The organism is Novosphingobium sp. FG137, from assembly GCF_057809735.1.
Genome location: NZ_JBMDKN010000006.1, coordinates 1 through 23,445, shown reverse-complemented (window position 1 = coordinate 23,445; position 23,445 = coordinate 1). Strand labels below are relative to the sequence as shown.

Genomic DNA, 23,445 nt, shown 5'->3' with positions numbered 1-23,445 from the left:
CTGGGGTCACGGCAGTTCAGTCCAATGACAACCGGTCGCCGAGCCGCTGAATAAGATCCATCCGCTCTTGCAGGATGGCGACAATCAGCGGCGGATCCTTGTCGCGGAGAAGGCAGAAAACATAGTGATGCTCAATGCGGGCCATCCGTAAGCCGGGGTGCGTATCGCTCATGTCTCGGTGGGAACCCGAGCCGTGGGCGAGACGCGCGATCCCTTGTTCGAGTTTGGCCATATAGGCGCGGACCTGCGCATCGCCCCATTGCTGGCGCGTGTAGCGGATGATCGACCGGGCATCTGCCTCGGCCGCCGCAGTCAGAACATAGGCGTGGCTCAAGAGGCTTGGCCCGTGCCCAATTCCTCATCAACGATAGCGCTGATGCTGAGGGCCGAGGTCTGTCCGGCCAAGCCTTGCTCGATGCGCTCGCCCAGCAGTGCCTGCAATTCACGCCAAGCCTGATCGCCACTGGCATCAGCCGGGAACAGACGCTCGAGCGCATATTGCTTGATCGTCTTGCCCTGGAGGGCGGCCAGTGCCTTCAGGCTCTGGTGCTGCTGGGCAGTGATGTCGATGGTCAGGCGGCTCATGACGACCTCTTGGCGATTGCAACAAACCATCATTATCGCAAATGTGGGTTTGTGGCCAGTCTTGGAAATCCTGCCGTTTCAGTCCAGGCGCGCGGCATGGGGTGGGCTTGTCCCACCCCTACGTCCGCGTGCCTCTTGCCATCGGAAAAAGAGAAGGAGGACGCCGCGGATGCGGCGCCCTCCTAAACGTCAGGCGGCGATGCGCTGGTGGCGTTGGGCGAATGCGTGGTGTGGCACGTTCGCCTCACGCACGCGGCTCAAGAGGTTGGACTGGAGGCCCGAGCCTTCGCAGACGATGGCGTGGACCGGCTTGAGGTTCATCAGTTGCTCGTTGCGGACGAAGCCTGCGCGCTTGCCCAGTGCCCGGTTGAGGGTGAAGCGGACGGTCTTGACGCCGCGCGCGGCGGCCCAGGCGTGGGCGATCTGGTCGCAGCCCTTGTGCTGGGCGGTGGTGGCGAGGATCATGTGGGGCACGCGGGCGTGAGTTTCATCAAGGGCCTGCCAGAGCAGTTCATGGTCGTGCCAGTCTGTGCCGCCGGAGAAGATGACCACCGGGCCGGTGGGCGCGTGGTCTTCGCGGCGCTTGGCTGCGCGGGCGGCGAGAAAGTCGCGGGCGTCGATCTGGCTGGCGGTCAGGCCGGAGGACACGCGGGTGCCTTTCACGGTCGAGAACGGGCGGCCGGTTTCGACGCGGTAGATCTCGCCGGCGTAGTCGCGCATGGCTTCCATCGCATCGCGGCAGTCCATCAGCGTCTGGGCGATGCGCTGGGTTTCCTCCAGTTCGACGGCGTAGATTTCGGAAGGGTCAAAGGCGCGGGCCATGTCGCCCAGCTTCTTGGTGGCTTCATCCTCGCGCTTCTCGATGCGCTGCGAGGTGACGTGGAAGCTGTTGACGATGCCCCAGACGATGTCCTGGCCGAATTCCTCCATGCGGGTGCCACGGAAGAGGTCGAAGATGGTGCCGATCACCATTTCCATTGCGCCGCGCGCGGCCTGCGGGTCGGGCATGTCGATGGCGACGGGTTCGTCGTGGACCGAGAGTTGCGCCATGCTGCCCTGCTCGGTGAAGGCGGTATCAAAGCCGGGCACTTCGATCTGCTCGCGGTAAAAGGCAGAGAGGGCTTCAAAGTTGGCGAATGCTTGCGTCATGGTGACCTCCAGAATGCTTGTCGTTCGTCATCCTCGTGATGACGGGAGGTCAGAGGGCGAGCTGGACCAGCTTGTCAGGGACGTTGGCCGGGAAGCCGGGAGCGCAGCGGACGGACCCCGGTTGACGCCGCGTCAGCGGGGCGTGGGGGAGCCGATTTTGTGGTGGGCTGGCCCGCCGCAAAATTGGGGGCACCGCGCATCCTTGGACAAGCGCCCGGCCAGCTTGCCATGCTAGGACTACGAGAGAGAGATTGTTGGTTTCAGGGGTGCGCTACGGTGCCTCAAGCGCCCTGCGCCAGTCGATCGTAACCCGTAGGGTCGAGACCCGCATGGGGCTCGGTGGAGCCCGGAGCCCGTCAGGGTTTTGGGCGGAATAGAGCGCGGTGACCGCCTCGGCGGGCAGGCGCCAATACCATGTCACTGATGTGAATTGATCTCTTGATCCATCCAATTCCAGACTTGGTTAGGGTCGATACCTAATGAAATGCGTTCGAGGCCAAGAGAAGCTACACGCATAATTCGTTCTGGATTACCGCGGACAACGTGAGGGAACGCGATCCCATCTCGAAGGAAGCGAATGACGCCTTCGCCCTCATCAAATTGAGTGATCTTTGGATCCACGAGAAAAGGAAAATTATCAGGCACTCCACTTTGCTGAGGTGTCAGGCAAATATATTGGCCTTTAATACAGGCCACTGAATGCAACACAAATTGATCACCTTGTTGCCACCAACCTACTTGGTGAGATGAACTTTTGTCTGGATCTAAGCGGACATAAGCAGCAACATTTTGATGACATTGCTGCGGCTTCATATTCGCCCAGGCCAGTCGCGCCGCTGACTCTCTCCTAGCTATAGAAGCTGTGAGGCCTTGCAACTCGGCAGCTATTGCCGCCTCATGTGCTGTAGGTGGAGCGGCCAAGATCGTCAGTTCGTCGATCATGACCTTTCGGAGTCGCTCTTTGCGTTGTCGTGCTTCGCCCATTCACTTCAATTGCTTGAAAGGGGGAACCTCGGCAATGGCGATTCGCAAATTTTGCCGAGCCGACCCGGATTTTAGTCAAGGTTATGGCGGACAGAGGTAGGCGCTAGGCAGCGCCTACCTCAAGTAGAGTTCAATGCACCGCTACCACATCGATGAGCAGGCCATCGAGGCTATCGATGCCGCGCTCGCTAGCGATCAGGCTCCAGGTGGCGACCAGTTCCTCGAAATATTCGGCATCGACCAGCGTTTCGGCGCTGGCTTCGCCATGCTGGCTCTGTTCCCAGGCAAGGGCGTGGGCGGCATCGGTCGAAGAGGCGATGGCGTTGCCCAGATGGGCGGCGATCTCGTAATCGCTCATCATACCGGCTTGGGCGCGGATGCGCGCGACCATGGCGGGGTTGGTGACGGTGATGCCGCAGGGGACGCAGGCGAATTCATCGAAGGCCGAGGTGTAAAACATGGGCTTGCTCCCGAAAGAGAAAGGGCGGCCCGTGGGGCCGCCCGTCTTGGTCAGATGAACTCGATCTCGTCGGCGACGATCTCGGTGTTGTAGTAGGTCCGCCCGTCCTTCTCGTTCTTGGTGTAGCGGATCTCGCCGGTGACGATCAGCTTGTCGCCCTTCTTCTTGTGGTTGGCGATCGACTTGCCCAGGCCGTTGAAGGCCTTGATGGTGTGGAACTGGTCGTAGGTTTCGGCGTAGCCATCGTCGCCTTTGACGACCTGGCCGTCCTTGATGACCGGCCTGCTGGTGACGAGGGTGAAGCTGACGCCGCCCTTGCTGTCGGTGCCGAAGCGGCTGATGTCGGAGGTGATGCGGCCGGACAGGAAAACCTTGTTCATGGGTAGTCTCCAGATCTTACCGGCGAGCCTTTCCCGCCGGGATGAACTGAAGCGCAGCCCGCGATTGAGGGGGCGCCGCACCGAAGCGAAGCGCAGGGGAACCTCCATTTTTCGAGTGGTGCGGGCGCCGGCCTAAGAGGCCGGTAACTCGGTCGACAAATGGGGGTTGCGACGGCCCCGCGCGGGCGTAGTGTTCATCCCTTCTCTGGCGGGATGGCTTGCCGGTCAGATTGCCCGGAGATGTGTGGACAAGGTTGTGTTTGGCTGTCGGGCCGCCCTGGAATCAGGTGCCCTGCTTGGCGCTTTCCAAGGGTTAGCTTGCCCGCACGCGCTCGCGCTGGCGCTCGATGGTCGCCAGACAAAGGGTCTGGAGCATGGCTTGGCTTCGTCCCGCAGCTTTTCACCCGCGGCGTTCAACCCGGAAGGCGGTCGCCTCTAACAACCATGCGGCGACTAGCTGATCGTCACCGGCGATGCTGCGCCCATTCTATGCGGACGGGCGCGCCACAACAGCCACGTCGGCTGCGTGCTGATCGTTCAGGCCTGTGCGGCGGCCTGCTGGTGGAGCGGGTTTTCGGGATTAAGGCATTGCAGCGCATGATCGATATGCATGGCTGCCAGCAGATCCCCGGCTTGCGTGAGCCGTTCTTTGATCTCGGCCAGTGACGCGGCAATCGACTGATAGTCGGAGGGTGATAGCGGATTGGATGGTTCGGACATGGGAATGAGGCCTTTGCCAGGACAATTCTGACGAGAGCAGATTAGCAGACAAGCGTGACAAACAGCAGAAAGCCCGTGTTTGTGACGGTTTTCCCCTCAGGCGGGCCATCGGAAACGTCGTGCCAGATCATTTACATACTATAGTTGATAAACTCAAAGTATGTAAATCGCGATCCTGCTGCGCATGGACATGCGTAAACTGGTTGGCCGGAATTTCGCGCGCCTGCGGCGGGATCAAGGCCTGACCCAGGAGCAGGTCGAGGAGCGTTCTGGCTTTAGCCAGCAATATCTCAGCAGCTTGGAACGCGGTCGGCGCAATCCGACCGTCATCACGCTTTATGAGCTCTCGCTGGCGCTGGGCGTCAGCCACGTCGATCTGGTTCGCCCCGACCTCGAAGATCCTGCCCAGCATTGAACGAAAAAAGGCGACCCGTCGCGAGACGGGCCGCCCATAGCGACAAGCATTCTGGAGGTTGGGGTCAGGCCGCCTTGGCAAGGCCCGGTTCGAGATCGCCGAAGGGCGAGGCATCACGGCGATCATCATCGCTGCTGCCAAAGCCATCGTTGGCCGCGCCCATCACGGCCGTATCGGCGAAACCGGCCTCGGCCCGGCGGCGCGGGCGCGACCAGGCGATGTTGAGCGCGCCATCGGCCTGCGCGAAAAGCGCAATCGACAGCGGAGCCTCGAAGCTGGGATCGTCGATCTGGCCCTGAAGGAAAGTGCCGCCGCCGTTGTTCGCGGTCTTCTCCCACAGGCCGCCGACAGGAATGAACTGGCCATTCTTGGCGCGGACCATCACGTCATATTTGGGGGCGGCGGCGTTGCGCGAATTGACCGGGCGCAGACCCACCACGAGGTCGAGCGTGGCGGTCTGGATCTTGCCCATGTAAACGCCAGCGCCGTTGAGCTTCACTTCACCGATATTCATGGCCGTATTCTCCTCTGGCCCGACACCCTCTTGCGTCCCGGGTGCCGAAGGTTGGTTTGCGTCTTTGGCCCCTTGGCCCCAGACACCCATCCTCATTCCCCTCAGCTCTTCCCCGCCCGGTGGCCGCCCCGCAGCCCCGCTGCTGGAGCCACGCAACGCCCGCGTCCAGCACAACGCCAAGGCGCCGCAGGCAGAGAAAAGATGCCTCGCGAGATCATCACCCGAGGCACTGCCAGCAAGCCGTCAGGCCGCGTCCAGATAGGGTGGATTGTCGTTGGCCGAGGTCGCCACGCGAAAGCCGGAGCGGCGCTGGGGGCGCAGCCATGCGACGTTGTAGCTGCCGTCGTCCTGACGGAAGGCGCTGATCGCAAGCGGCCGCGCCATCGAGGGGTCATCGATCCGGCCCTGGAGGAAACATTCCCCGGTGGTCTTCGAGGTCTGCTCCCACAGCGCCCCGATCTGGACTGCGGCCCCGGCGGGGCTGCGCGTGCAGATTTCATAGCGCGGGGCATTGGGGTGGTTCGAGGCGACGCCGCGCAGGGCGAAGCTCATGGCGACGGTCAGCGTGGCGATGCTGCCGGTCAGCGCGCCGCGGTCATTGGCGCGAATGGTGCCGATGTTCATGGGGATTTCCTTTGGCAAAGGCCCCGTCTTGCTTTCCAGGGGCCGAAGAGTGGGTTGCGTCTCTGGGCGCCTGCGCCCACGACACTCACGTTCCACCCGCTCTCCTTCTCGCACCGATCAGCAGTTTTCAGGCGCGGCCTGCGTCACTGCGGCATGGTAGTAGGGCGTGTGCAGGCAGCAGATGTTCTCCGGCGACCAGCGCAGATGTCCGCCGGACAGGAAGCGCCCGTCCTCCGGCTTCACGGTCACCGGCCCATTGGCCGGCACGTCGAAGAAGGTGCCGTTGATCGGGTCCATCGTGGCCACCCAGCATTTCTCGAAGGTCACGGGGCGGCTGAGATCGAGTGCGATCAGCTCCGGGATCGGCACGATCGCATAGAGGCAGAAGAGGAAGGAGGTTGAGCAGGCATTGTCGATGATTTCGGCAAGCTGCTCGTGGCTGATGATCGGCGCGCGCCGCCGCCTTGCGTTGCGCGGCAAGGCGCTGTGAGCCGGATGGCGGTTGCCGCTGGCCTTGCGGAACTCGCCGATGGTGTATCCGAGGTTGTTCAGCGCGAATTGCAGATTGGCGGTGATGGACAGCTCGCTTGTCTCGGACCACGGGCGGTGCGAGAAGACCAGCGCATCGTCGAGCCAGCGCTCGGCGCTGAAGCGGAACAGCAATTCGCAGCGGTCATAGCTGGCGAAGAGATCGGCCACGCTGCTGTCATCGCGCTCGGCGGCATGATCTTCCCACGCGTAGCGGATGGCGTCGATGGCATCGTCGTCGTCATCCAACCCAGCCTCTGCGAGGTTGGAGCGCAATTGGGGCGCGACCTCGTGATACCAGGTCTGGCCAAACGCGGCGGGCGGAAACTCGGCCTCCATCACCTCCTCGATCTCGTGCCCCTCATAGCGGGCATCGATGATCTTCGCGGCCAGTGCGTTGAGGCTCTTGAGCGACCAGCAGTCGGAGCGGTCCCGCCAATAACGGGTATGGGGGAAGTTCTCCGCCAATGCCCCGATCCAGCTTTCACCAGCGGCGCTGGCCAGAAAGGCGGGATCGGCAAGAGCATTGGGCGCGGGCAGAGCGGGAACGGTGAACATGGGTTTTGGGCCTCCTTTCGGGTTCACCCGGCCAGCCTCCCTCTCGGCTTTGCCGCCCCTGCACATGTCCACCTGTCCACAAGTGGACTTATGAGGCGGTGGACATGTGAACAGGTGGACGTGTTATCTCCGCCCAGTCGTTGAAGCCTGCCGGACAGCGCTCAATGGCGAAGGGCATGGCGGTAGTCCGCCGGGCCATGACGGCCAATTGCGCCGCCTGCATCCCTTCGCGGTCATTGTCGGGCAGCAAGATGACCTGATCGACGCCATCGCCAACGGCGAAGCCGCCGAAGTTTCGCACGCCAAAGCAGGTGCCCGCTTCCCGGCCAGTGATCTGCCGGTAGGCGCAGGCCGATTCAAAGCCCTCGGCAATCCGCATGGCCCCGCCTGCGAAGGCGGCAGGCCAGGTGCCGCCGCGCGAATTGCCGAGCATCATGCGATGGGTTCGCCTGCCCGTGACAGGATCGAGGAACAGGCGCTGGATCGCGATCAGGCGCCGGGCCTTGAAGACGCCAACCAGCAAAGCTGGAAGGCGACGCGGCACAGGGCCGCGCCCCATCGGGCAGGCAGGATGGAAGCGCACATCGGGCGGCAGAAAGGTGATGCCACGAATGTCGCGGAGATAGCGCTGCGCCAGCGTGCCGGCGACGGGCGAAGCCTCATCCCAAAGGCGCTGGAAAGGCGCAGGCCTATCATTGGCCGGGACGGGCAAAGCCCGCTGGCCAAGCACCGAATGGCCGAGCACCTCGCGGATCGCCCGCATAACCTCGCTCCCATCGCAGCCAGCAAAGCAATGGACGAGGATCGATTGCCGCCCCTGTCGTATCGACAGGCTGGGCGTGCGATCCTCATGGGCTGGGCATGGCACCAGCGCATAGCGGCCATTCCAGCGCCCGCCGAGGCGCTCCACAATGGCGAGCGTCTCAGCCGTGGGTTGATAGCGCATGGTAAGCGGTCCTGATGATGGTGAGATCAGCCACGGCAATGGCGGCAGCCAGAGCCGTCGCAGCAATCGGCCCAGGCGCTGATGTGCAGGGTCGATCCGTCCGTGAAACGGGCGGATACGCCGGTGGCATATTCCAGCGTGCTAGCGTCGCGGTCGAGCTCGAAGCGCCAGTCCTCCTCAAGCCTTTCCCAGACCTCGTAAATGTGGACGAAGTTGCAGTTGAAGTCGGGAAAGGAATGGCGCGCGAGGTCGGCGATGGTGACCTCGGCACCGAACCTTTCGTGGGCGCGGTCGACGACAAGCTGCCCGCACATCAGTAATCCTCGGGCAGCAGGATGGTCATCACCCGCGTGGTGACCGAGGCATCGGCCGGATCCTCCGAGCCGAATTCCATCGCTGCGTCATAATAGTCGATCTTCATCCAAACCTTGCGGCCGAGGAACTCGATGGCGGCGAAATCGCGCTCGGGGCTGTCCTCGGAGAAGGTGCAATGGCGAAAGGCCGCCATCAGGCGGGCTTGCAGGACGATAGGCTCTTCGGGCGCGCCCTCGGCCTCGGCCAGTCTTTCGAGGCAATTGCGGGTGATAACAACGCGGGCCGTCCGATCGAGGCCGAGGCGGGTGCGGTCATTGAGCCGGGCGATCTGTTCCAGGCGCGCGTCAGCGCCCGCCGGCGTGGCGGTGGTCAGCATGATGGTTCTCCGGTGGTGGGGTTCAGGCGGCGGACGTGGCGAGCGCGGCCAGTGCGGGATCGATGGCGAAGCCGAGCGCTTGGGCCAGCGCGATGGCGGCCGCGATGTCGTCGGTGCTGATGTTGAATGCGGCGGCGAAATCCGCCAGCGTCTCATGCGCTTTGGGCTGGACGCCATGGAGTTTGCCCGTCACCTGCGTGACAGCAAAGGGCCAGCAATGGGCCACGCCGACGACGCCTTCCGGCAGAATAAGCAGCGTGTCTCCGCTGGCGATTCGATCGTCGGTCTGGGTGGCGTCATAGGCGTTGCCGGTACTGGCAAAGCCATGAATGCGCCGGGGTGTGAAGGCGAAGCGTTCGCTATCCGTGAGCATCGAGGGGGCAACTTTCGGGCGAGCGGAATTGCTCGCCACGCCACCTTCCACCTCAACTTTTTAGCTGTCGCCCAGACATCATTCTGTGCCTGACGGCGAATAGCGTCATTCGAATGGCAACATTCCCATCAGACCGCGCCCCGCCCACCGGGTCGTGGTCTGCTCAACAGCCAGTTCGTCGTCCCATGTCCGGCAAAGCCCGAAGGCTTCACGCGGAGAGCCTTCAATCCATGTCTTCCAGTGATCCTGCCGCAAGATCACCGGCATCCGATCGTGGACCTCGCGCATCTGGGGCGAGCTTTCGACCATGACCATCGTGTAGGCATCGCCCCATTCCTCGGTGGCGCGCCACAGGCCTGCCACCGCAAAAGGCTCGCCTCCGGGGAGCGAATACCAAGTCCGGGTCATATGGCCGGTCTCACCTTCCGGCTCGGCCCAGGCCGAGACGGGGATAAGGCAGCGGCGGCTTTCAAAGCTGGCCCGCCAGAAGGCGGTGCTCAGCTTGTCGTCACGGGCATTGGTGACGGGCTTGGGCTTGAGTTTCTGGCCATTGCGGCCAGTCATAATCAGCGGGAAGCCCCAGTTCATAACTTTCAGGCGGCGCCCGGCCATCACCAGACCAGGATAACCGGGATAGACTTCTTCGCTGTAATTGGCGCCTTGGGTGGCCTCGACACCAAACAGGTGGGCAATGTCGGCAGCAGGTTTGTTCAGGCGATAAAGATTACACATGCGACCTTGCCTCTCCCCCGGCAGGTTGTCTGTCAACCGCCACAGGCCTGAATATGGTTTTTGGCCCCGGCAGGCGGGCCGAGGATAAGCAGGCAGCTTGCCCCAGATTTTCCAAAGAGCGGCCTTCGGGCCGACCATTTTTGCCCGATGGTCTGTGCCGACCGGGCCATGCCCCTATTGCCTACAAGTTCCTATTATGTTCTCATTTATGGCTCACCCGATTCGGGCTGGAGCCCATGCGAAAACCAACGACGATTGAACACCTTTACCTTGATTTTGATGGATTCTTTGCTTCCGTCGAACAATTGCGCGACCCTCGCCTGCGGGGGCGGCCAGTTGGCGTGATCCCCTATGCCGGCGGCGGGCGCACCTGCATCATCGCGTGCTCGCGCGAGGCGAAGGCGCGCGGCGTGAAGAACATCATGATGGTCGATGAAGCACGCCGGATCTGCCGCGACATCGTTCTGGTGCCGCAAAAACCGGATCTCTATCGCAGGGCGCACAATGCCCTGATTGCGGAGATCGGGTCGGTGATCCCGGTCGACCAAGTGAAGTCGATCGACGAAGTCTCGTGCTGGCTGGACGAGACCCAGCGGGGCGAGCCCACCGACCTTGCCCAGCGGATCAAGAACACCATCCGCTACAACATCGGCGCGACATTGACCTGCTCGATTGGCTTTGCCGCCAACCGGCATCTGGCCAAAATCGCCAGCGACACCAAAAAGCCCGATGGTCTGACGATCTGGTATCCCGAAGACGTGCCCGCTCAACTCGCAAGGCTGAAGCTGGACGATATTCCCGGCATTGGCCGCTCGATGGTGAAGCGGCTTGCCGCAGCCCGCGTCGGCGACGTGCCGGGCCTGCTCGCGCTGCAACCCAAGCAGATGCGGGCGCTTTGGCGCAATGTGACGGGCGAGCGGCTTTGGTACGCGCTCCATGGCTATGCGGTGGAGGCGCCGGAAACCGAACGGAACATGTTCGGCCATGCCCGCGTACTGCCGCCCGATCATCGTAGTCTGGATGACGCGCGTACCATCGCCCGCCTGCTGCTGGTCAAGGCCGCAAGGCGGATGCGGCGGTCCAATTTCTATGCCTCGGCGCTCTATCTCTGGCTCAAGGGCTTCGAGCGTGGCTGGGGCAATGTCGCTCCACTGGGCGAGGTTCAGGACGACATGGCTATTCTCGCCGCGCTCGGCGAACTGTGGGAGCGGGTGACGGCCGTAATCCCGCCGGCGACCAAGATCATGCGCGTCAGCGTGACGTTGGGGGAACTGACGCTCGACACGGCGCGGCAGCCCGATCTGTTCGCCAATGACGACAAGGAGAGGCAGCGCTGCGAGGCGTTGAGCCGGACCATGGACGGCCTCAATTCCCGCTTCGGCCAGACGGTGGTGAGCGTCGGCCCCTGGGCGCCGCCCGCCGGTGGCAATGTCGGATCGAAGATCAGCTACACGCGCATTCCAGAGGCGGAGGACAATTGGTGAGCTGGCTCGACGCCATCCAGTTGCGCGATCTCGATGCCGAAACGCGGCTCGAACTCACCTGCCGCACCTGCGGCAAGGTGCGCTTCGTGACGCCGGCGCATTTGCTCACGCTTGGCGATTTTGGACACCTATGGCTGTCGGAAGTCCAGGCCCGCGCCCGCTGCAAGCAGCGTGGCTGCAAAGGCGCGATGCGCCTTGCCATGCCGCAGCGCGGGGGAACGAAAGGTTTTGTTGGGGGTATTGCCTGATTACCCCCTCGTGACTGAAAAATATTGCGCTATGCAGGTGTCGTCACCGAATGGATGAGGACATTATTTCCATGGCCGATGAAACGCTGCTGATGCTGGCCGCCGATATTGTTTCCGCTCATGTCAGCCACAATGCCGTTGCGGCTGACCAACTGCCAGTGCTGATCCAATCGGTCTATACCTCGCTGGCTGGCCTAGGTCAGGCGCCCGCTCCGGTGGAAGAAAAGCGCGAGCCTGCCGTCTCGGTGCGCTCCTCGGTCAAGGCCGATGCCATCACCTGCCTCGAATGCGGCGCGAAGATGAAGATGCTCAAGCGGCACCTCTCAACCGATCATGGTCTGAGCCCTGCCGAGTATCGCACGCGCTGGCACCTAGCCGCTGACTATCCGATGGTCGCGCCTGACTACGCCGCAAAACGCAAGGAATTGGCGGTGAAGATCGGTCTCGGCCGCAAGCCGAAGGCAGTTGCCGAGGCTGCGCCTGCGCCGAAAATCAAGGCCGCGCGACGAAAGAAGCAGGTGGCACCTGCGTAAGGGTGCTGTGGGAAAATGTTCCGAACCGCCAGGCTGGCGCGATTTGGGACAAACCAGCCGTATAACGTGGCGATTCTGAACGTCAGTCTACGCCGAAACCGGCTGTTTGCCGGGGCCGCGATGACACTATCTCCTAGGACAAAGCCGTCGGACGATCCGGACGGCAGCAACTAACAACAAGGGCGTTTAGCTGCCAATCGGCCAAGCAGGATTGCGGTCAGATTGCGGCGGAGAATCGCTCCTGCATCATTCGGCGAAGGCCGCTTGGCAGAATGTTAAGGCTTCGTCCGCGAGCATCACGCGGCCTGCTCCTGACGGCTTCGGATGTCGGCGATCCACTTTGCTAACATCTCGATCTCGGTTTCGATGACTGATGGTGCGGGCAGCGGTGGATTGATTTCACCAGGCTGGCTGTGGAGCAGAGCTGAGCAACGCCCGAATGCTTCTCGCATAGTGTTGCAGTCGCTGTCGGTCAGAACGGTTAGCCTGATGAGGCCTGTCGTGTCCACTTTCCGGGATAGGCGGCGAAGCACCGGGCCGACAACCTCCTCGACGGCGCGCTCCCAGGTGGTGCGAAGCTGGTCCTGGAACGACGTTACCTCGCGCAGCCACTTCGCCTGGTCGCCGCGTTCGTGGTGGATCTTCACATTAGCGAGATGGGATTTCATTCCGTCGATCACCTTGTCGAGCGGCATGACGCTGGCTGGCGGTTCTTGATGGCAATAGCCGGCATTTTCTCCGCCGCGGCTGATCAACCTGTAGGTGACTGGCGTCGCATCCCGATCCTTTCTCGCGCGGCATGCTTCATCGAGTAGCAGCAGGAACGCCATGTCGTGCGTGAACACGATCACCTGCCGGGTCTGCCCGGCTTCGGCCAAGCGCTGTGCGACCTTGTCGCGATGTTGATGATCGAGAGATGAAACCGGGTCGTCAAACACGATGGCGGATTGCGCATCGATGGTCGATAGTTCGGCAAGGAAGGCGGCGAGCGCGACACAGCGATGCTCGCCTTCGCTCAGAACCTTGCCGACCGGTTCATTCGGCTTGTTGATGAGGCGGACCTGGAAAAAAGGCACGCCCGCGCTCGTCTTTGCTTGCTGGAGCTCGATGGCGAGTCCCGCGATGCCGAGTTTGTCCACCTCGATGGCAAATCTTCCACGCAGGCGATTGGTGACCAGCGCCTGCGCGATCCGCGTGCTCTGCGTCGTGATCTTGTTCGTGGCAGTGTCCTTGCCCGCTTTCTCAAGCGCGTCGATAGCTCTGTGGCGTTCGATTTGCGCAAGCACATCGGTCTTTACCACACCGAGCCACTTTCGGTCAGCGAGGCTGTCGCGCTCTGCCACGAGAGCGGCGCGTTGTGGGGAGTTCGCTTCCGACTGCAGCCCTTCCACGCGCGTTGCGAGGTCGGCGATGATTGAGCGCAAAGCGTCGAATGACACGGCGACGGCAGACGGGAGCGCCGGGGGAGCTTCCATGGTGTGGGTCCGCAGGATAGCGCGCAGGCGCCAGCCTAGGGAAAGGATTTCTCGGCGAATGGTTTTTGCAAGATCGTCCTGACCAACGTCGTCCCTGATCAGCGCGATGACCGCCGGCAGCTTATTCATGGAGACGGCTTGCGAGGAGATTTCCTCCAGCAACTTCGTATACTCGGCTTCGGCCTCCTGTTCCCGGCGTCTGCTCTCGTCCTGCACGAACGCTTCGAAGCTGCTCAGGCGCTTTGAGGCTTCTTCGCTGAGTGGCTGCTGGCAGAGTACGCAGTTGGTGTCGCTGCCGGTTACGGGAAATGGCTTGTCTGGATAGGCTGCGGCGCGGGAGTATCCGCGCGCAGCCTCCCACAATGCCTTCCAGACATCGGAACCGATTTCGGGCAGGGGCTCGTCGGAAAACAGGTTTGCGGAAGCCGCGTTCGCAGCAGCACGTGCCGCCGTGAGGCGCGAATAAGCTGCATGGAGCGTTGTTCGATGTTCCTCTGCTGCGGCGACAACCAGCTTTTCGAGACGTTCAATGACCGCCGTGATGCGGGTTTCCAGGCCCTGGAGTTGGCGGACCGTCCGCGCCGGATCGCTGGCGAGATCAGTGATAAGGGTCTGAAGCCGACCTTCTTCGTCTGTAGACAGGCCGGCCAGGGTTTCGACTGTCTCTGGTTTGGTCTTGCCGGACAGGGATTCGATGAGCTTTCCTACCTGGGTGCTTGGCTTGCAATCGGGTGCCGACAGGACGGCGGGTGTCTGTTCCTTTAGGGCCTTAATATCGGAGGCCAGCTTGGCTTTCACATCTTGGCACGTCTGTGCCAGGCCGGCGAGGATACGAAGCGGCAGCGGCGTGTAGGCGAGGTCATTGGTGTTCTCGACATGGACGTTGGCGGTGCGCGAATCGAAAACGCTCACGGCTGAGAGCATAGCGTCAGGCGCATTTCCCTGCGTCCAGGATGCATTTCTCTTCTGGCCGCCGATGTAGAATTCAATATTCGCGGATGGCATGCCGGACGCGGCAGCGTAGATGTTCGGCAGTATCGCATCGCCCTTTGGCGAACGGGCACGGCAAAGTTGCTTTAGGACGCGAGCGTAGCCGGATTTCCCTGCACCATTGTCGCCGTAAATGACGGTGAGACCGGCTTTGCCGAATGAAAGGCGCTCGCCGGGTGCGAGGGCATTGACGTTCGACAAGCCATGGAGAGCGCCGAGACTAACGACAGCATGGCTGGCGGCCGGGTCCCGAAGGTGACTGGCGTCGAGCGGAACGGCCTGCTCAGTCCCTTTGCAGATTGCAGCAAGGGTAGTCAGGTCGACCGCTTCCAGCTTGGATTGGCTGCAGAGCCGCCGCAAGGCATCGCGCTGCCAAGCTGGCAGGTCTGTCGACCACTTAAGGATGTCGGCGAGAGCCGCCGCTTCGTTTGAGAGATCGTCGACTTGTGCGTCCATGTTCCGTCCCTGATCTTCACCTGCAGCGGCAGGTCATGTTTCTATTTGTCGCGGGCTCACCCTTCAGGTGCCACCAATGATTCGGCGCTCCTCACCAAGAGGGACGATCCATCCCCCAGCACGGTCGCTCCGTGCGAATTCGTCGGGTTGTTTCGCCTCACTGAGGCGGACGCGAACCGACTGGGTTTCAGCATCGATGGCAGCACGGATCAGATCCCGATCTATCCCGACAAAGACCGGTCGGAGATTGAGGCGCGCAAGCACTTCCTGGTCGACGGTGGAAATATCGGCTTCGGCTACCGGACCGGCACGGGTGACGATCCCGCCGACAAGACCGCCCATGGCACTGACCTTCTCAACTTCACCTACCGGAGAGGCGTCAAGCAATGCTCGCGCTGCCTGGAGATTGTCTTGGAGGCGGCGGGCGAATGGTTGATAGGTCAGGCGTATCAGGGCGTCTGCCAGTTCAACATGACCGAGCGGCCGGATTAGATTGGCAATGTGCAGGCGGAGTATACCAACGAATAGCGCATCCTTCTCGTGAGGTTCTATCGGCTCTCCCTCATCGACGGGGTCCTTGACCGAAAGATGGGCTTCGGCAGGACCTGACATAGCCATGCCCCAGCGTGTCGCGATGGCAATACGCTTCACCGTGACCTTGCGGCCTCTCGCTGTCACATTGACCCGACCGGCCTGGGTCCATGCGCGTGCCAACGCCGCTGCCGGGCCTGCTGTATCGTGGCATCCCTTGGCCTCGGCTACGGTCAGCGATGATAAATCGGAGGCACAGGCAATCCAGTCGGGTAGATCGCCGCGTGACAATCGTTTGACCTTGACCCTCCTGCGCCCGTCGAGATCAATTGTTTTGCTGCCGAGATGGGCGAAGATCGAAAGGTTGAAATACCGCTCGAGGTAGGCGCGAGCGACGAAGCGTCCAAACAGACCTGACAGGGCCACTTTCACTTCACGCGCCTGACCAAGCGGCTCCCTAAAGATAAAGGGTGTTCCTGCGCCGGTCGGCATGAGGAGTGCATCCAGGATGGACCATGCGCCATATGCAGCGCCCGGCGTTTCCAAAACCTCCCTGAGTCCGGCGTCCTCAATTTCTGCGACGGTCAGGTCAACGGTCGGTCCGGTAACAGGGCTGGCAGATATCGGGTCGAAACTGTGAAGGAAGGTTCTCGTCATGCCACTGTCTCGACTGGTGACAGGGTCAAGTGCAAAATGTCGCCGGGAAGCGATGCGGCATCCGTGATCACCAAGTTCAAATTACGGGGAAGCAGGACTTCAAATTCCCCCTGTGCAGCGCCGTCATGCATATCGATAGCGGGAAACCGAGCCGGCATATTCAACTGCATGAGAGTCGGCCGACTCTCATCGCGGTTCCGCTTCTCGAGGAACGCGTCGCACCATGATCGTACCGTCGATGTCGAGATGTAACCCGGATAGCGATACTTTAAGCCGATGAAATCCGAGGGTGCTCCCACAAGCGCGCCGCGAATGCCCCAGCCATGTCCATGACCAGACCAGAGCACCTGCTCTTTGATCAACCGTGATATCGCAAAGACTCGGTCGATCGCGTCACGCCTTGCCTTTGCGGAGAGCGAGAATTCTTGGAAGGCGGGGTTGTGGGACAACGCCACACTTTGCCCTTGAGCAATCGCATGGAAAAAGGTTGAATCCGCACCATAGTTGCGCAAGGCAAGATGCTCCTCATCGTCGAGATTTCGATCGCGGACAATCAGTCCGTTTGGCGTAACAATGCTCGACGTCACAAATACATCCTTGGCTCTATCGGGTGTTTAGCGCATGGCCTGCAAATAATTGCCTAGCATCCTGAGTGAGGATTGCTAGGCCCGCTAAGGCGACTATGCCAGCGCCTTTCGTCTGGGCGCTGAGAGACCCACCAATGGCAGGTTTCGGCGTGGACGGACGTTATGATGGCTGATGGGAACGATCGAGACTGGTCGTTTTCGACCGTCCCTGTCGATTTCAATCAAGCTCGACCGCCTGTAAGGTCTGGCCTGTCGTCACCAATCTGATCATTCGCTGGCACAGGTGACTGGCGTTGAGCCAAATCGACTTCACGCAGCAACTCCCGCAGGGGCTTTTGCTGCTGTAGCAGTGCATCGAGACAATCCGCCGCGCTGTCAGCAAAAGCCTCATGGTCAGGATCGCTCATGTCGAGCACCTGCGAGACGGCTCGCAGAAGCCGCAGCATGGCAGGCGCACGGGCCATGAGGCGGAGATTGGCCAGAGCCTCATCATAACGGCGGGCTCCGGCCTGCCGCACCGTGCCGATACAGGTGTAGCTGCCGGACACCGGATCCATGGCCGTGATTTCGGCAACCCAATGGAACGGCCAATCGGCGGTGGTGCGGCAAAGGCTGCCTTCGCGCCATTCGCCAGAGGTGGGCAATTGGGACATGATGATCTCCTGAAAAAGCACAATCAGGCGGCTTCGAGCCAAGTCTGATCGACAGGCTGATGGATAGGGGCAAAGCCGAGGCGTGCAGCGGCGGCCTCGAAGACAGGCGCGATGCTGGAGAGCCAGAGGCGAGCCGGGCCGGAAACATCGCTCCATTCGCAGCGGATGCGGTAATCTCGGTCGATCCGCTCACCGATCCAGACGGCGGCTTGGCCGTCGAGGCAGGTCAGGCCGATGTCGGCATAGGGATTGCGCAGCAGCACCCGATGCGCAGTCCCCCGCCAGCGGTGGATGGGATCGAAAGAGCGCATATCCTCCCGCATTCCGATGCGGATCGCTGCCACCAGATCGAGGTAGGTAGGATACCAGTCAGCGGGCGAATTGCCGGACATGGTGCGGCCGGCAGCCTGCGCGCCATCAGGCCAGAAGGAGGCGGTTGCCACAGCGCGCCTCATGCAGCCAGCGGCAAAGGCGCCGCCGCCGCCTTGTGCGCCGCGTGGATCCAGTCGGCAGCGGCCTGCGCCTGCGCGGCGGCGTTGAAGATCGCCTTGGGATCGTGGCGCAAGGCACCCAGCCAACTGGCGAGATAGGCGGCATGGTCGGGCCGCGGCGTGTAGGCGAGCCCCAAGTCGGCCATGAGGTAGCTGGCGCCTAGTTCGGCGACCAGTTCCTCGCGCGCGCGAATGCTACGTTCCTTGTGATAATCGCGCAGCGTCTCACGGGCTAACCTGTCCACATGTCCACTCGCGTGGGTGATCTCGTGTGCGAGTGTGGACACAAGGTCGAGGTCATGGTCGAAGGCTGTGCGCTCGGGCATGAAGACCTTGTCGATGTCGGGGCGGTAATAGGCATCATGCAGCCCGTATTCGACCGGGATGCCAAGCCCTTCGAGGAAGGCCAGCGCGTCGGCAATGGAGGTGTTTACAGGCGCGACCTCCTTTTCCAGCGTGTCCTCGGTGCCATCGACCTGATCGCGGTTGAAGACGACGAAGCTGCGCGCGAAGAAGCGGGCGCGGCTATCGCCTTCGGAGCCCGCTTCAGCGGCGGCATCGCCGCGCTCGACCTTCTTCCAGAGGATGACATGGGTGCCGATCGCACCTTTGCGCACCTGGCCGCCATTGGCGCGCCATTGCTGATAGGTCGCCCAGATGCCGGAGGCATAGCCGCAGGCGTCAGCCGTGGCCCAGAGGACAAGGCGATTGATGCCAGAATAGCGCCGACCGGCGACGCTGGTCGGGCGCATGACCGGCGCACCGGAATGGTGCCAGGGCATCCGCCATTCGCCCGCGCCGGATTCGATCGCGGCGACAAGCTGGGCGGTGACGGTGGCATAGATGTCGTGACGGGGCTTCATGGGATGATCTCCTCCTGATCCGAGCCTTGCTCGCAGGCACGCCAACCTCCTCCCGCTCTGGCGCGAAAGGAGGTTGGGTTCGGTGGCTGTTCGAGGTTGAGGGTCAGGCCGCTTGGCTGAGCGGGCCGTCGGCATCGTTCTGATTGGCGGCGTCGAGGGACAGATCCTCGGCCCCATCAAGCGCGGCGACGGGCGCGATGCCGTCACCGACAGGATCGCTCGCAAGGTCGCCAAAGCGCATCACATCGGGCACCCAGGCAAGCGCCTTGGCCTTGATCTCGGGTTCGATGATCGTGTCGCCAGAACACAGGCGCGCGGCAGCCGTCGCCAGTTCAGTCTTCTTGGCCGCCGCATAGCGCAGGGCGATTTCTGGATCGAACCCGCCCAGAATGTTGAGGATCTGCGCCTTCTTGATGCGGTCAAAGAAGTTCTCCGCGCCCGGTCGCCAGTGCTGGGCCATATCGATCCCGATCTCTGCGCCCAGGCGGCTCTGGAACGCGCAAGTGTGCGTGCCGCTAGCAAGGCTGGCCTTGAGGCTTTGGCTGACGGCATAGGCGAGCCAGCCAGCCTTCACGCCGTCGTCCAAACACCGGAAGGCGAGGAAGGAGGCAAAGCTGTCCTCCTCGCTGGCCCAGTCATTGGGAAGGCTGGCGCGCTGCTGCTCGAGTTCGGTCACCGCCGAACTGGTTGGAATGCCAGTCAGGCCCGAAGGTTCGTTGCGATCTGTGATGCGGATGGTGCAGCCGGTATCGGAATAGCCGAAATGCCCCGCATGATCGCGGGCCAGGCTGAAGATCGCCAAATCGAGCGCCAGCGCCGGATCATGAGCAATATGCAGCGCCAGCACATCGCGGCGATCCTTGGCCATCTGCTCTTCCAGCGAACGTGGCAGGCCGACTGAAGGCGCGGGTTCGTCGCCCTCGGTCTCGATGTCACTGGGGTTTTCACCCGATGCGCTGGGCCGCCGTGCGGGCTTCGTCGCGGTATAATAGGTTTCGAGCAGGCGCGGTTGACCATCCTTGCCCAGCACGAGGAAGGTGCCGACATTGGGCCTGTCCTCGTCAGGGATGAGCAGATCGGTGTCCGAGAGCCGGTCATGCTCGGTATCGAGCGCGTTGTATTCTGCCTCCAGCGCCTCGACATCATCGCCGTCATCGGGCGCGTCGAGGATTTCGGAAATCTCGGTCATCCGGTCGGAAATTTCATCCATACGGGCCAGTGCCTCGGCACTGGGTTCAGCGCGGCGCGGCCAATAGGCATGGAGATCCTTGGTCTCATCGTAGGTGACGTGGGTCGCCAGCGTCGGCTTCACCCAGGCGAGCTTTGAGCCGAGTTCAGCCACCTCCGCCTCATGCGCCAGTTTCTTGGCGGCGAGGTCCATGGCGAGATCGCCATCGAGCCACCGGCCTTCGCCATCGGAGGCGAAGAGGTCGCGCTCGATCCGGCCACCACAGGCGACATATTCGGCCTCGCCAAGGAAGCGGGCGATGGGGTGATCGGCCGAGAGGCTTTCCTCGGCAATGGCCCGGCGGATCGCCTGCGGATTGTCAGCCTGCCAGCTCGACGATAGGCGCTCCCATGCCGCTGCCTGCCGTTCACGGTCGCCGGTCGAGCCATAGGCCTGTGCGACATCCAGCGTGATCTCGCCCGCAGCCAGCGCGGCGAAGATCGGCTCGGCCAGATCGGCAAGGCGCAGGCGCCCCTGCACATGGCGGACCGTCACGCCAAAGCGGCGCGCAACGGCTTCGGCATCGGCTCCACCATCGACGATGTCACGATAGGCCCGCGCTTCATCCGCCGGGGTCATGGCCTCGCGGATCAGGTTTTCCGCAAGGCTGATCTCGCGCGCGGCGGCGTCCTCGTTCTCGCAGAGGCGGACATCGATCGCGTAATCCTTGGGCAACACGCCGCGCTCGATCAGCAAGCCGATCGCGCGCCAGCGGCGGCCACCGGCGTGGACATCGTAGAGGGTCTTCCTGCCCGCCGAGGGGCTGACAATCAGCGGCTGCAACAGGCCGTGTTCGGCGATGCTGGCGGCCAGGGCCTCAAGGCCCGCGTCGCCATTGGCCTTGCGGACATTGCTCTCGGAAAGGCGCAGCTTGGCGTGCGTCAGGGTGATGGACTGCATGATAGGGTCTCCCGCGCTTGGGTCGAGAGGCCCGGATCATGGTGACGCTTTCGCCTCCAGGGGGCCTCGCCCCCATGGCTTTCCCCTTTTCTCCAATCCAGGATTGACGCGACATTTCCATCGACAGGAGGCACCAGATGCTTGAAGCAACCCATCATGACTCAGTGGCGACCACAATTTGAAGCAGCGCTTGAAAAGCTGGCGGAGATCAGTTCGGCTATGGACGAATTGGATCTGAAGCCGCCGATCCTTGTCGGTGGAGGCGCGGTTGAGCTTTACACCCAGGGCGCGGTGAACACGGGTGACTTTGATCTGGTTTCTACGCAACAGACCGCGCTCGAGACCATCATGATGAAACATGGCTTCATAAGGCCCAGTGGCCCGGGCGTTGCCACGCGGGGCTGGATTCATCCCGATCTCAAATTGGGCTTCGAGGTGGTCGGCAGCCGGTTGCTTGATGGCTATGCCGATACAAGCCTGCTTCAGATGATCGAAGTCGAAGCGCACGGCACAGTGGCCGTGATTTCCGTTGAGGATCTGATTGCCGATCGCATGGGCCAATACGCTTCTGGCGCGGCCCGGGACATGCTGGGACAGGCCAAAGCGTTATTCACTCTTTCTGAAGGCCTTGATCTCCATTATATGGAACGGAGAATTCGCGAAGAAACGGCGCAGACCTATGGCGTTCAAGACCTTGAAGACGACGCGTGAGGCCATCAGCCTCGCCACGCTTGGCAAGCGCATAGCCGAGCGTCGTCTTGTCGTGGGCGGCGTCGATGTGCCCCGCAATGAGGGCAAGCGGCGCACGCCATCCAAGCAGGCTCTCTTGGATGAGATCGCCAAGGCCGGCGGCCAGTGGTGACCAGTCACCGGCCTTTTTGACCCCATACTAAGCCGCCAACGCTTGAACGATCTCTCGAGCGCTGTTCACCGGCATGAACAGCCGGGTCTGATAGGCAATGATCTCGGTGAAGCAGCCCTTGGCCTTCCACGATGGCAGGGCGCGGGGATCAAAACCCACGACCTCAAGCCTTGCCTCGCCATTGACACGCGAACGCTTGAGGCTGGTGCCGGACAAGGCATCGATAGGCACCACCTTACCGGCCAGCGCCGCCTCCACCAGTTGATCGGGCGAGAGCGCGATGCGGTCGCCAATCCCCAGCTTGTCGAGCAGCATGTTGACCGCCTCGGCAGGCACGATGCGGCCGAGCAGTGACCGACCATCCTGGGTGACGAGGCGGCGAACCTGCGCCTCATCGCCCAGCAGGTTCCAGATCGGCAGCAGGCGACCGGTCGCGAGGTAAAACCGCTCGGTGTAAGGCTTGGTGGCCAGATCATCGGCCTCGACCTGCCAGGCCTGCTCGAATGCCTCACGGTCACAATCGTCCCAGTGGCTTTCGGCGAGTTCATCGGCGGTGATCCAACTCCGCCCGCCGGGACGATGCAGCGTGAAGCTGGCGACCGGCGTGCCATCATCCATCAGGCGGGTTCGCTCAGGGATCAGCAGCGCGACGCGCGAGGAGCGGCCATTGCGCAGCAGCCGTGTCCTGGTGCCGATGCGCTTCACGATCTCGGCAAGCGGCGTGAACTTGGGGGCCCATTGCGCTTCGAGCGTGAGAAGCTGGGTCGAAGCGCCATTGGCATCCTCGCGCAAGATCCGCTCCTCGATGATGGTCAGTTTGTCGGCCACCAGCGTCTCGACGCCGGCGTCGAAAGTCCCCGCTTTGCGCGCGGCGTCGATACGCGCCTCGACCAGGCCCAGGAATTCATCGAAGACGGCGTTCTGAAGCGCAATAGGCAGCGCCAGAATGCGGTTGAGCCAGCGCTGGATGGGCGGGAGGCTGTCGGTGAGGCAGCCCTCCTGCTCGAGTTGGAGGCCGGTACGCTCGCAAAAATCGGCAAAGCCAATGCTGGTGAGCTTGCCTTGATGCAGCAGATGATACCAGCGGGTCAGCGCCTCGCGGGCGTAATCGCTCTCGAGGTTGTCGGCAGGATCGAACAGGTTCTGCCCGCCCGTCTGCCGCTGGCCACGCGTCAGCGCGCCAAGCGCATCGAGGCGGCGGGCGATGGTCGAGATGAACCGCCGCTCGCCGCGGCAATCGGTGGTGACGGGGCGGAACACCGGCGCCGACGCCTGATGCGTGCGGTTGGTGCGGCCAAGGCCTTGGATGGCACGGTCAGCTCGCCAGCCCGCCTCCAGAAGGAAGTGCATTCGGCGCTGCTGGTTCTTGGCGTCCAGGCTAGCGTGGTAGGAGCGGCCCGTGCCACCCGCATCCGAGAAGACGAGGAGGCGCTTGGCCCCTCCCATGAAGGCGTTGGCGTCGGCCAGCGACTGGTTGGCGGTGCGCGATTCAAGCCGCTGGCTACCATCAGGCAAGGTCACCAGACGGCGCGTCCGGCCAGTGATCTCGGCCACCGCATCAGTGCCAAACCGGGAGATGATCGCGTCGAGCGCGGGCACGATGGGCGGCAGCGCCCCCAGCAGTTCCAGCGTCTCGGCCTTGATCCGCATGGCCTCTTGCGAGTGGACCGGATTGCCCGCCTCATCGACCATTGGGCGCGAGCGTTCATTGCCATCCTCATCCCAATAGCTTTCCATGGCGCGCGTCGGGAAGGCATTGTCGAGATAATCCGCCACGATTTCTTTGCAGTCGCAGTTTATGTCGAGTGTGGCGGCGGGAGGCGCAGGT

Annotated in this window: 29 protein-coding genes; 6 read left to right on the top strand and 23 right to left on the bottom strand. The window is 62.4% G+C overall.

Annotated features, from left to right (window positions below; genetic code table 11):
* Positions 1–16: 16 nt before the first annotated feature.
* From ACODS2_RS16905 to ACODS2_RS16875, 7 genes are all read right to left on the bottom strand, one after another.
* A complete protein-coding gene (locus ACODS2_RS16905; RefSeq protein WP_488999884.1) occupies positions 17–334 on the bottom strand; it encodes a type II toxin-antitoxin system RelE/ParE family toxin in 318 nt (105 codons plus the stop codon).
* Positions 331–585, bottom strand: a complete 255-nt coding sequence (locus ACODS2_RS16900; RefSeq protein WP_488999883.1) for an antitoxin — start codon at positions 583–585, stop codon at positions 331–333. The genes ACODS2_RS16905 and ACODS2_RS16900 overlap by 4 nt, the downstream gene beginning before the upstream one ends.
* 189 nt (positions 586–774) lie before the next feature.
* Positions 775–1,734: a DUF2493 domain-containing protein gene (locus ACODS2_RS16895; protein ID WP_488999882.1), complete on the bottom strand. Its 960-nt coding sequence runs from the start codon at positions 1,732–1,734 to the stop codon at positions 775–777.
* A gap of 417 nt (positions 1,735–2,151) precedes the next feature.
* Positions 2,152–2,676, bottom strand: coding sequence for a hypothetical protein (locus ACODS2_RS16890; protein WP_488999881.1), 525 nt, complete (start codon positions 2,674–2,676; stop codon positions 2,152–2,154).
* 172 nt (positions 2,677–2,848) lie between these two features.
* Positions 2,849–3,178, bottom strand: coding sequence for a hypothetical protein (locus ACODS2_RS16885; protein WP_488999880.1), 330 nt, complete (start codon positions 3,176–3,178; stop codon positions 2,849–2,851).
* A gap of 50 nt (positions 3,179–3,228) precedes the next feature.
* Entirely contained in the window at positions 3,229–3,558 is a 330-nt protein-coding gene (locus tag ACODS2_RS16880) for a single-stranded DNA-binding protein (RefSeq protein WP_292687768.1), read from the bottom strand.
* 537 nt (positions 3,559–4,095) lie between these two features.
* A complete protein-coding gene (locus ACODS2_RS16875; protein WP_488999879.1) occupies positions 4,096–4,278 on the bottom strand; it encodes a hypothetical protein in 183 nt (60 codons plus the stop codon).
* 184 nt (positions 4,279–4,462) lie between these two features.
* Here ACODS2_RS16875 and ACODS2_RS16870 point away from each other — a divergent pair, with 184 nt between their 5' ends.
* Positions 4,463–4,693, top strand: coding sequence for a helix-turn-helix domain-containing protein (locus ACODS2_RS16870; protein WP_082703776.1), 231 nt, complete (start codon positions 4,463–4,465; stop codon positions 4,691–4,693).
* 64 nt (positions 4,694–4,757) lie between these two features.
* Here ACODS2_RS16870 and ACODS2_RS16865 read toward each other — a convergent pair whose 3' ends face one another.
* From ACODS2_RS16865 to ACODS2_RS16830, 8 genes are all read right to left on the bottom strand, one after another.
* Positions 4,758–5,207 (bottom strand): DUF736 domain-containing protein, encoded by a 450-nt coding sequence (locus tag ACODS2_RS16865; protein WP_488999878.1) that lies wholly within the window; start codon positions 5,205–5,207, stop codon positions 4,758–4,760.
* Between the two features lie 243 nt (positions 5,208–5,450).
* Entirely contained in the window at positions 5,451–5,831 is a 381-nt protein-coding gene (locus ACODS2_RS16860) for a DUF736 domain-containing protein (protein ID WP_488999877.1), read from the bottom strand.
* A gap of 117 nt (positions 5,832–5,948) precedes the next feature.
* Entirely contained in the window at positions 5,949–6,917 is a 969-nt protein-coding gene (locus ACODS2_RS16855) for a hypothetical protein (protein WP_488999876.1), read from the bottom strand.
* An 88-nt stretch (positions 6,918–7,005) separates the two neighbouring features.
* Positions 7,006–7,863: a DUF7146 domain-containing protein gene (locus ACODS2_RS16850; protein ID WP_488999875.1), complete on the bottom strand. Its 858-nt coding sequence runs from the start codon at positions 7,861–7,863 to the stop codon at positions 7,006–7,008.
* A gap of 26 nt (positions 7,864–7,889) precedes the next feature.
* Positions 7,890–8,177: a hypothetical protein gene (locus tag ACODS2_RS16845; RefSeq protein ID WP_488999874.1), complete on the bottom strand. Its 288-nt coding sequence runs from the start codon at positions 8,175–8,177 to the stop codon at positions 7,890–7,892.
* Positions 8,177–8,554 (bottom strand): DUF3768 domain-containing protein, encoded by a 378-nt coding sequence (locus ACODS2_RS16840; RefSeq protein ID WP_482208083.1) that lies wholly within the window; start codon positions 8,552–8,554, stop codon positions 8,177–8,179. The genes ACODS2_RS16845 and ACODS2_RS16840 overlap by 1 nt, the downstream gene beginning before the upstream one ends.
* A gap of 22 nt (positions 8,555–8,576) precedes the next feature.
* Entirely contained in the window at positions 8,577–8,927 is a 351-nt protein-coding gene (locus ACODS2_RS16835) for a hypothetical protein (RefSeq protein WP_488999873.1), read from the bottom strand.
* Between the two features lie 105 nt (positions 8,928–9,032).
* Positions 9,033–9,659, bottom strand: a complete 627-nt coding sequence (locus tag ACODS2_RS16830) for an SOS response-associated peptidase (protein ID WP_489000074.1) — start codon at positions 9,657–9,659, stop codon at positions 9,033–9,035.
* 236 nt (positions 9,660–9,895) lie between these two features.
* Here ACODS2_RS16830 and ACODS2_RS16825 point away from each other — a divergent pair, with 236 nt between their 5' ends.
* The 3 genes from ACODS2_RS16825 to ACODS2_RS16815 all read left to right on the top strand — a co-directional run bounded on the left by ACODS2_RS16825 (position 9,896) and on the right by ACODS2_RS16815 (position 11,924).
* Positions 9,896–11,143 (top strand): Y-family DNA polymerase, encoded by a 1,248-nt coding sequence (locus ACODS2_RS16825; protein ID WP_488999872.1) that lies wholly within the window; start codon positions 9,896–9,898, stop codon positions 11,141–11,143.
* Positions 11,140–11,391, top strand: a complete 252-nt coding sequence (locus tag ACODS2_RS16820) for a hypothetical protein (RefSeq protein ID WP_488999871.1) — start codon at positions 11,140–11,142, stop codon at positions 11,389–11,391. The genes ACODS2_RS16825 and ACODS2_RS16820 overlap by 4 nt, the downstream gene beginning before the upstream one ends.
* A 71-nt stretch (positions 11,392–11,462) precedes the next feature.
* The gene (locus tag ACODS2_RS16815; RefSeq protein ID WP_489000073.1) at positions 11,463–11,924 is read left to right on the top strand and encodes a Ros/MucR family transcriptional regulator; all 462 of its coding nucleotides are present in this window, start codon (positions 11,463–11,465) and stop codon (positions 11,922–11,924) included.
* 296 nt (positions 11,925–12,220) lie between these two features.
* Here the strand turns inward: ACODS2_RS16815 and ACODS2_RS16810 are convergent, their stop codons facing one another.
* The 7 genes from ACODS2_RS16810 to ACODS2_RS16780 all read right to left on the bottom strand — a co-directional run bounded on the left by ACODS2_RS16810 (position 12,221) and on the right by ACODS2_RS16780 (position 20,755).
* Entirely contained in the window at positions 12,221–14,845 is a 2,625-nt protein-coding gene (locus tag ACODS2_RS16810) for an AAA family ATPase (RefSeq protein ID WP_488999870.1), read from the bottom strand.
* Between the two features lie 63 nt (positions 14,846–14,908).
* Complete coding sequence (locus tag ACODS2_RS16805) at positions 14,909–16,033, bottom strand: hypothetical protein (protein WP_488999869.1); 1,125 nt, start codon at positions 16,031–16,033, stop codon at positions 14,909–14,911.
* Entirely contained in the window at positions 16,030–16,620 is a 591-nt protein-coding gene (locus ACODS2_RS16800; RefSeq protein ID WP_488999868.1) for an ADP-ribosyltransferase, read from the bottom strand. The genes ACODS2_RS16805 and ACODS2_RS16800 overlap by 4 nt, the downstream gene beginning before the upstream one ends.
* A 221-nt stretch (positions 16,621–16,841) precedes the next feature.
* Positions 16,842–17,273 (bottom strand): hypothetical protein, encoded by a 432-nt coding sequence (locus tag ACODS2_RS16795; protein WP_488999867.1) that lies wholly within the window; start codon positions 17,271–17,273, stop codon positions 16,842–16,844.
* Between the two features lie 23 nt (positions 17,274–17,296).
* Positions 17,297–17,728, bottom strand: coding sequence for a hypothetical protein (locus ACODS2_RS16790; RefSeq protein ID WP_488999866.1), 432 nt, complete (start codon positions 17,726–17,728; stop codon positions 17,297–17,299).
* Positions 17,725–18,627: an ArdC family protein gene (locus ACODS2_RS16785; protein WP_488999865.1), complete on the bottom strand. Its 903-nt coding sequence runs from the start codon at positions 18,625–18,627 to the stop codon at positions 17,725–17,727. Before ACODS2_RS16785 ends, ACODS2_RS16790 begins: the two co-directional genes overlap by 4 nt.
* A 103-nt stretch (positions 18,628–18,730) precedes the next feature.
* Positions 18,731–20,755, bottom strand: a complete 2,025-nt coding sequence (locus ACODS2_RS16780) for a ParB/RepB/Spo0J family partition protein (RefSeq protein ID WP_488999864.1) — start codon at positions 20,753–20,755, stop codon at positions 18,731–18,733.
* Positions 20,756–20,896: 141 nt separating this feature from the next.
* Here ACODS2_RS16780 and ACODS2_RS16775 point away from each other — a divergent pair, with 141 nt between their 5' ends.
* Together ACODS2_RS16775 and ACODS2_RS16770 are read left to right on the top strand one after the other, a co-directional pair.
* Positions 20,897–21,466, top strand: coding sequence for a hypothetical protein (locus ACODS2_RS16775; RefSeq protein ID WP_488999863.1), 570 nt, complete (start codon positions 20,897–20,899; stop codon positions 21,464–21,466).
* Positions 21,435–21,617 carry a hypothetical protein gene (locus ACODS2_RS16770; RefSeq protein WP_488999862.1) on the top strand — a complete coding sequence of 61 codons (183 nt, stop codon included), beginning with the start codon at positions 21,435–21,437 and terminating at the stop codon, positions 21,615–21,617. The genes ACODS2_RS16775 and ACODS2_RS16770 overlap by 32 nt, the downstream gene beginning before the upstream one ends.
* A gap of 27 nt (positions 21,618–21,644) precedes the next feature.
* On the opposite strand, the gene ACODS2_RS16765 is transcribed toward ACODS2_RS16770, so the two are convergent.
* Complete coding sequence (locus ACODS2_RS16765) at positions 21,645–23,417, bottom strand: strawberry notch C-terminal domain-containing protein (protein ID WP_489000072.1); 1,773 nt, start codon at positions 23,415–23,417, stop codon at positions 21,645–21,647.
* Positions 23,418–23,445 lie beyond the last annotated feature (28 nt).